Source organism: Nesterenkonia sp. F, assembly GCF_000220985.1.
Lineage (GTDB): Bacteria > Actinomycetota > Actinomycetes > Actinomycetales > Micrococcaceae > Nesterenkonia.
The window spans coordinates 1-8,127 of record NZ_AFRW01000052.1 but is presented as its reverse complement, the minus strand read 5'-3'; the positions used below and the strand labels follow the sequence as shown (position 1 = coordinate 8,127).

6 protein-coding genes and 1 tRNA gene are annotated in these 8,127 nt (G+C 74.1%); 4 read left to right on the top strand and 3 right to left on the bottom strand.

Translation table 11 applies throughout. From position 1 onward, the window contains the following. Nucleotides 1-15: 15 nt before the first annotated feature. Both GU5_RS16230 and GU5_RS16225 read right to left on the bottom strand, forming a co-directional pair. Nucleotides 16-1,299, bottom strand: a complete 1,284-nt coding sequence (locus GU5_RS16230; RefSeq protein ID WP_139084311.1) for a hypothetical protein — start codon at nt 1,297-1,299, stop codon at nt 16-18. Next, the gene (locus GU5_RS16225) at nt 1,187-2,050 is read right to left on the bottom strand and encodes an FAD/NAD(P)-binding protein (RefSeq protein ID WP_050806590.1); all 864 of its coding nucleotides are present in this window, start codon (nt 2,048-2,050) and stop codon (nt 1,187-1,189) included. The genes GU5_RS16230 and GU5_RS16225 overlap by 113 nt, the downstream gene beginning before the upstream one ends. Before the next feature lie 229 nt (nt 2,051-2,279). On the opposite strand from GU5_RS16225, the gene GU5_RS0104365 reads away from it, so the two are divergent. From GU5_RS0104365 to GU5_RS13980, 3 genes are all read left to right on the top strand, one after another. Beyond that, a tRNA-Ser gene (locus tag GU5_RS0104365) sits at nt 2,280-2,368 on the top strand. Between the two features lie 101 nt (nt 2,369-2,469). Further along, the gene (locus GU5_RS0104360; protein WP_010524360.1) at nt 2,470-2,928 is read left to right on the top strand and encodes a 23S rRNA (pseudouridine(1915)-N(3))-methyltransferase RlmH; all 459 of its coding nucleotides are present in this window, start codon (nt 2,470-2,472) and stop codon (nt 2,926-2,928) included. A gap of 18 nt (nt 2,929-2,946) precedes the next feature. Further along, nucleotides 2,947-3,654: an NADPH-dependent F420 reductase gene (locus GU5_RS13980; protein WP_237704664.1), complete on the top strand. Its 708-nt coding sequence runs from the start codon at nt 2,947-2,949 to the stop codon at nt 3,652-3,654. A gap of 75 nt (nt 3,655-3,729) precedes the next feature. Here GU5_RS13980 and GU5_RS0104350 read toward each other — a convergent pair whose 3' ends face one another. Then, a complete protein-coding gene (locus GU5_RS0104350) occupies nt 3,730-4,164 on the bottom strand; it encodes a hypothetical protein (RefSeq protein ID WP_010524358.1) in 435 nt (144 codons plus the stop codon). 160 nt (nt 4,165-4,324) lie between these two features. Between GU5_RS0104350 and GU5_RS13975 the strand changes: the two genes are divergently transcribed. Continuing rightward, nucleotides 4,325-8,127: DEAD/DEAH box helicase (locus tag GU5_RS13975; protein ID WP_010524357.1), on the top strand; the 3,803-nt coding region annotated here is incomplete at its 3' end.

Sequence of the window (8,127 nt, the reverse complement as noted above, 5' to 3'; positions counted from 1 at the left end):
CTGGACGCGATGCGCTCAGCCCGCCGGGGCCTCGAGCACAGCCGCCCCCAGCGCAGTCTGCACCACGCTGCCGGCCGCGGCGTCGGCGTCGGCCAGAGTGCGCGCCCCGGCCTGCGGATCGCCGCCGGCCTCGGCCGCGATGGCCGTGCCCCATTGCACCGAGCTCAGCTGCAGGCCCAGCACGTAGATGGACGGGGACGCCGCGCCGGAGGCGTCGACGAGCCGGTGCGGCGCCTCGGTGACGGCGAATCCCTTCCCCGCCCGCGGCGCCCCGGCGACGTCGACGACCTCCTGGGCGCGCGCCAGCCCCGTGGCCAGCAGCGAGCTCACCAGCGGCGAGGCCGAGAGCCGGACGCGGTTGGCCGGCATCATCGCCTCGACCAGCCATCGCGCCGTCGCCGGGTCGGCCTCCACCCACGGGGACTCGGCGGTGAAGCACCCGGCATCGCGGTCGACGTCGAACAGCGGGTCTGGGCCGAGGATGTCGACGACGCCGGCGCGCATCAGGGCGGCCAGCTCCTCGATGCGCTGCATCGGCGGTCCGCTGGCCAGGCCTTCGATCAGCGGCTCGAACCATCCCTCGACGTCCTCGATGCGCGAGGCCTCGGCGACCCGCCCCTCGCTGATCAGCGCCTTCAGTCGCATGCGCCCGGCATGCATCGCTCCGATCGCCATCTTCACCGGGCTGGCTGCCCCGGCGGCCGAGCTGGCGGCGTCGTCCTCCAGATAGGCGAGCATATGCTCGCGGTGCTGGGCGGCCGAGGCGAAGGTGACGCCGTCGAAGGGCCGCCCCAGGGATCTGACGTCCAGCCAGATCGCGTCCGGGGCGTGGGAGTGCAGCAGCGCCTGGCCGCGGGAGGCCAGCACCTGTTCGCCGAGATCCTCCCGACGCAGCAGCGCGTCGAAGGCTTCCAGGAAGCCCGCGGGGTCGTCGAAGAGCTCGCCGGCGACCTCGACCAGCGTGCGGTAGTAGGTGGCCAGCACGTCGCGGATGATCAGCGGCCACAGGTGGGCGGCGAAGTCGAGCCTGCCGTGGCGGCGCTCGGCCTCCTCGATCGCGGCGTCGGTGAGGTGCACCAGCCGGATTCCCGCGGGCACGAAGCCCGGGGCGCCGGTCTTCGCCCGGTAGGGCGCGCCGCGCCGGGAGCCGGCGAGCAGATGCGGCTCGCGCCCGGAGGCCGCATACTCACAGCGCCGCCCGGCCTCGGCCTGCGGGTTCCAGCGGAAGCGCCCGCCGCGGCCCACGGTGGCGCGGATCATCAGATCGAAGAAGTTCAGGCCCATCCCGCGGATCAGCACGGTCTCGCCGAGGGGAAGGACTCGACGTCGACGTCGTGGGGACGGCCGGGGCGACGTGCCGCAGCCCCAGCTCCTCGGCGGCGGAGGCGGTGCGGGCTCCGGCGTCGTTGAGTCGGGCCGGGACGTGCCCGACGGCCAGCACCACGGAGTCTGCACGCCGGACCGTGCCGTCGTCGAGGGTCAGCAGGCTCGCGGACGCGGCGTCGTCGGCGTCCTCCCGTTCCAGCGCGATCGCGGAGGCATGGATCGACTCGACCGCCACGCCCGGCCGGTCCTGCAGCGTCTGGACGGCCTGCCGGTGCATCTCGGCCAGGTAGCGGCCGTAGTCGGCGCGGCGCGGGAAGTCGGTGTCCGGGGCGTCCTCGTCGACCAGTCCGCGACGGCGCCGCCATTGGGAGAAGCTCAGTGAGATCGACGACGGCGCCAGCTGCTCGCCGGTCCGTCCCACCGGCGCGACGGTGGGATAGCTGGCCGGAGTGTTCATCAGGTGCAGCGGAGACTGCTCAGGGTCCCAGACCCGCCCGGGCCCGTGGACGGCGGAGTCGATGACCAGCACCCGCAGCCAGGGCGCCTGGGACCGACCGCCGGCGGGCAGCTCCTCGAGATGAGCCAGCAGCCGCTCCAGGAAAGAGGTCCCCCGCGGCCCGGCGCCGACGACGGCGACGACGTGCTCGCTCGGACCCGCGTGGCCCTCGGGGCGGACCACCGGCTCCGGGACGGCAGGCTGCTCGGCGACCTCGTGCTCTGGCATGCGGGCGGGGACCTCCGGGGACGACGAACGGACGCGGCGGGAGACGGGGGCGGCGGAGTCGATGACCGGCGTCGGCCGTGCCGGCCGTGCCGGTCGTGCCGGTCGTGCCGGCCTCCCGGATCGTGCCGCCGCTCCCACCAGAGTACTGAAATCGGCCTGCTTTGAACTCGACGCCCCGGAGGCGCTAATCTTATCGGGCGCATGGAGGGGCCCGCCCTGTCCATGCACAGGAGGTGTGCCGGAGCGGCCGAACGGACTTCACTGCTAATGAAGGGTCCGGTTAACCCCGGACCGGGGGTTCGAATCCCCCCACCTCCGCAACGCAGAGGCCCGGCATCCCGCCGATCGAGCGGGGCCGGGCCTCTTCTGTGTCCCCGCCTGCTGGACCCGTCCGCGCGCCCCGCATAGGCTCGATGACCATGGGCATCACAGTCGTCGCCGTCGGCAGGAAGCACGAGTCGTGGGCGGTCGAGGGCATCGAGCGCTGGACCAAGCGGCTGCGCAAGCCCTATGACCTGAGCTGGACGTTGCTGCCCCATTCCTCCCGCGACGGCGACGCCGCCCGCGCCGAGGAGTCCGCCCGGCTGCTCGACGCGGTGAAGCCGGCCGACCATGTGATCCTGCTCGACGAGCGCGGGAAGAACCTCAGCTCCCCGCAGCTGGCCGACCACCTGCAGTCCCGCTTCGACACCGGGCATTCGATCGCGCTGCTCGTCGGCGGCGCCTACGGGGTCTCCGAGGAGGTCCACACGCGGGCGAACATGGTCTGGTCGCTGTCCCAGCTCGTCTTCCCGCACCAGCTGGTCCGGCTGATCCTCGCCGAGCAGGTCTACCGCGCCCAGGAGATCTCCGCCGGAAGGCCCTACCACCATGTGTGAGCACAGAGTCCGAGCATCATGACTGACCCGCAGAATCCCCCCATGCCGCCGGTCCACGGCTCCCCTGCGCCGGGCACTCCCCCGGTGGTCGGCGTCCTGGGCGCCGGCCGCGCCGGCACCGCCTTCGCGCGCGTGCTGCTCAAGGCGGGCTACGGCGTCGACATCGCCAACACCCGCCCGCCGAAGGCGCTGCGCCATCATCTGACGATCCACGCCCCGGGAGCTCGGGCCGTCGACCCAGCCGACGTCGCCGCCCGCACCCGCGAGCAGGACGGCGGCGTGGTGGTCCTGGCAGTGCCGCAGGAGGAGCTCGACGAGGTCGATCCGGCCTGGGTCGCCGGCACGGTGCTGGTGGATGCGACGAACACCTGGCAGGACGAGATCCTGCCGACCTGGCTGGAGGGCGCGGTGATCCGGGGCGAGCCGACGTCGTCGGCGGTCGCCGAGCACTTCGACCGAGCCCGCACGGTGAAGGCGCTGAACCACATCTCGCACTCCGAGTTCGACGACGCCGCGCAGCTGGATCTGCCAGTCACCCAGCGCCGCGCGCTGGGAGTCGCCGGCGACGACGATGCCGCCCGAGGTCGAGTGATGGCGCTGCTGGAGGCGATGGGATTCGACCCGGTCTCGCTGGGTCCGCTGGCCGCCGGCGTCGTGCTCCAGCCCGACGGCCCGCTGTTCAATCAGCCGCTGCGCCGCGGGGATCTGCTGCCGCACGCGCGGTGAGCCGGCCCGTCCCCGGCGATGACTCCGTGGAACGGGTGGGAATACGTCGGCTTTCCCACACCTTCCGCCGAGTCATCAACGGTGATGCGGCGCCAGCGCCTCCTCGGCGACGGCGAGCGCCCCGGCAGCCGCGCCGCGCATCCCGGGAGCCTCCACCGCATGGACCACGATCCGCACCCGATCCGGGTACCAGGTCAGCTGGACGACGGCGCGTGCTCCGCGCGGCGGCCGCGTCGTGACCAGCCCGAGGAGCAGCTCCGCGGCGACCTGGGGCAGCACACCCCGGCGCCGCGGGTCGAGCACCTCGTCCAGCGCGGCGGCGACGGCGGCCTCGCTCTCCGCCGTGCGCTCCACCGGCAGCACCCGAGCGACGCCGACGACGACGCCGAGCCGGGCACGCAGCCGCGCCAGGCGCCCGTCGATCTCGCCGAACCCCGCGACCAGCAGCCGACGCACCTCCGTCGCGGGCAGCACCGGCGAGGGGAGGTCGCGATCCGCACGTGGACTCATGCCTCGATCCTCACCCGCCTCCCGCCGCAGAGCAACCACGGCAGCACCGCCGCCCCTGTCGCCCCCAGCGGATGACTCCGTGGAAGGCGTGGGAATGTCGCCGCTTTCCCACGCCTTCCACGGAGTCATCGCCCACACCCCGCACCACTAGAGTGGACCCATGGATCCGCTGGCGCCCTTCACCGCACCCACCCGCGAGTGGTTCCAGGCCTCGTTCGGCGCACCGACCGCCGCCCAGGCCGGCGCCTGGGAGTCGATCACCGCCGGCCGCAGCGCCCTGGTGGTCGCCCCCACCGGATCCGGCAAGACGCTCTCGGCCTTCCTCTCGGCCCTGGACCAGCTCGTCGCCGCCCCGCAGCCGGGCACCACCGTCCTGTACATCTCGCCGCTGAAGGCCCTCGGCGTGGACATCGAGCGGAACCTGCGCAGCCCGCTGGTCGGCATCGGGCACACCGCCCGCCGGCTCGGCCGGGAGCCGGCCGACATCACCGTCGGCGTGCGCACCGGCGACTCCACGCCCAAGGAGCGTCGCGATCTGGTGCGGAACCCGCCGAACATCCTCATCACCACGCCCGAGTCGCTGTATCTGATGCTGACCTCGCAGGCGCGCGGCACGCTGACGAACGTCGGCACCGTCATCGTCGACGAAGTCCACGCGATGGCCGGCACCAAGCGCGGCGCCCATCTGGCGCTCTCGCTGGAGCGGCTGGACGCGCTGCTGGACGCCCCCGCCCAGCGCATCGGGCTCTCGGCCACCGTCGAGCCGAAGGACGAGGTCGCCCGCTTCCTCGGCGGCGGACGACCGGTCGACGTCGTCGCCCCTCAGGCCGAGAAGCAGTGGGACATCACCGTCTCCGTGCCGGTGGAGGACCTCGCCGCCCCGCAGTCGGAGGCCGACGACGGCGCCGACCAGCCGCTGACCCCCTCGATCTGGCCGCATGTCGAGCACCGCGTGGTGGAGCTGGTCTCCTCCCGTCGCTCGACCATCGTCTTCGTCAACTCGCGACGGCTGGCCGAGAAGCTCACCGGTCGGCTCAACGAGATCCACGCCGAGAAGCAGGGCCGGCCCGCGCCCGAGGAGACGGTGAACCCCGACGACGGCGGGGCCGCGAGCCGCGCCGAAGCCGCCGGCGCCGACGACGACGGCTCGCCCGCCGCCCCCGAACTGCTCGCCCGCGCCCACCACGGCTCGGTCTCCAAGGAGCAGCGCCAGGTCATCGAGGAGGACCTGAAGGCCGGGCGGCTGCGCTGCGTGGTCGCGACCTCCTCGTTGGAGCTCGGCATCGACATGGGCGCGGTCGACCTCGTCGTCCAGGTCGAGGCCCCGCATGCGGTCTCGGCGGGCCTGCAGCGTCTCGGCCGCGCCGGCCACCACGTCGGCGAGGTCTCGATCGGCTGGTTCTTCCCCAAGCATCGCGGCGACCTGGTCTCCACCGCCGTCGTCGTCGAACGCATGCTCTCCGGGCAGATCGAGGCGCTGCACGTGCCGCGCAGCCCGCTGGACATCCTCGCCCAGCAGACGGTGGCCGCCTGCGCGCTGGCGGACCTCGACGTCGAGGAGTGGTTCGAGACCGTCCGGCGCAGCGCACCCTTCTCCTCGCTCCCCCGCTCGGCCTATGAGGCCACACTGGACCTGCTGGCCGGCAAGTACCCCTCCGACCGCTTCGCCGACCTGCGCCCACGGATCGTCTGGGACCGCGACGCCGGCACGCTGACCGGCCGGCCCGGCGCCCAGCGGCTGGCGGTCACCTCCGGCGGCACCATCCCCGACCGCGGGCTCTTCGGCGTCTACCTGGCCGGCGGCGAGGACGCCGGGTCGTCGCGGTCCGGCGGCCGCCGGGTCGGCGAGCTGGACGAGGAGATGGTCTACGAGTCGCGCATCGGCGACGTCTTCGCCCTGGGCGCGACCAGCTGGCGGATCGAGGAGATCACCTTCGACCGCGTGCTGGTCACTCCGGCCTTCGGCCAGCCGGCCACTCTGCCGTTCTGGCGCGGCGACGGCATCGGCCGGCCCGCCGAGCTGGGCCGCGCGCTGGGCGCCTTCCAGCGGGAGGTCCGCACCGGCGAGGAGGCCGCCGTCGAGCAGCGACTCACCGCCCTCGGGCTGGACGCCTGGGCCCGGGACAATCTCCGCCGCTACCTGGACGAGCAGCACGAGGCCGTCGGCACCCTGCCCAGCGACGTCGATCTGGTGGTCGAGCAGACCCGCGACGAGCTCGGCGACTGGCGGATCGTCCTGCACTCCCCCTACGGCCTGCAGGTCCACGCGCCCTGGGCCCTGGCGGTCGGCGAGCGTCTGCACGAGCGCTACGGGCTGGACGGCCAGGCCCTGGCCTCCGACGACGGCATCGTGCTGCGGGTGCCGATGATGGACGAGGAGCCGCCCGGCGCGGAGCTCTTCGCCTTCGAACCCGACGAGCTGGAGGAGATCGTCACCTCCCAGGTCAGCGCCTCGGCGCTCTTCGCCGGCCGGTTCCGCGAGGCCGCCGCCCGCGCCCTGCTGCTGCCGCGGCAGTCGCCGGGGCAGCGCACCCCGCTGTGGCAGCAGCGCCAGCGCGCCTCGCAGCTGCTGGAGGTCGCCTCCGGACACCCGGACTTCCCGATGATCATGGAGGCGATGCGCGAAGTCCTGCAGGACGTCTACGACATGCCCGCCCTGCGCGAGCTCACCGAGCAGCTCTCCGCCCGCCGGGTGCGGATGGTCGAGGCCACCACCGCCCAGCCCTCGCCCTTCGCCCAGTCCATCCTCTTCGGCTACATCGCCCAGTACCTCTATGAGGGCGACTCCCCGCTGGCCGAGCGTCGCGCCGCCGCCCTGCAGGTCGACCCCGAGCTGCTCGGCGAGCTGCTCGGCCAGGTGGAGCTGCGCGACCTGCTGGACCCGCAGATCATCGCCGAGGCCGAGGCCCACGCCCAGCGGACCGCGCCCTCGCGGCGGCTGCGCGGCGTCGAGGGGGTCGCCGACCTGCTGCGCCTGCTGGGACCGCTGTCCGCCGAGGAGCTCGCCGCACGGATGGTCGGCGAGGAGGGCAGGGACGACGGGAGCCCCGGGGAGGACAGCGACGCCGAAGGCTCTCCGGCCGCCCCGCCGCCGCTGGACGCCGAGACCGCCGCCGGCCATGCCGAGCAGCTCGTCGCCGCCCAGCGGGCCTTCTGCGTGCGCTGGGCCGGCGAGCAGCGCTACGCCGCGATCGAGGACGCCGCGAAGCTGCGCGACGGCGTCGGCGCTCCGCTGCCGCCGGGCATCCCGCAGCCGTTCCTCGAGCCCGTCGAGGATCCCCTGGGCGACGTCGTCTCCCGGCACGCACGCACCCATGGACCGTTCACCGCCACCGAGGCCGCCGCGGTGCTGGGACTGGGCGTCGGCGTGGTCGAGGAGGTGCTCCATCGGCTGGCCGATCAGCGCCGGGTGGTCCAGGGGCGCTTCCGCCCCGCCGGCGACGGCGCGGCGGGCGAGGGGACCACCAGCTCGGGCGCGGCCGAATGGTGCGAGGTCGAGATGCTGCGGCGGATCCGGCGCCGCTCGCTGGCCGCGCTGCGCGCCGAGGTCGAACCGGTGCCCACCGCCGCCTACGCGGAGTTCCTCGCCCGCTGGCAGCACGCCGCGCCGCGGACCCGCGTCGACGGGGAGGCGGGCCTGCTGGAGACGATCTCCCAGCTCGCCGGCGCCGCGGCGCCGGCCAGCGCCTGGGAGTCGCATCTGCTGCCGGTCCGGGTGGCTGACTACCGGCCGCAGATGCTCGACGAGCTCCTCGCCTCCGGCGCGGTGGTCGCCGTCGGCCGCGGCACGCTGTCCGGCCACGACGGCTGGCTGAGTCTGCTGCCCCGCGAGGACCTCGACGCCGGGCTGCTCGGCCCCGGTCCCGCGGAGGACCGGGGCCAGGGTGAGGACGCGGACGCCGCCCGCGCCGCGGTGCGCCGGGTGCTCTCCCGCGGCGGGGCGTGGTTCGCCGCGGCGATCGT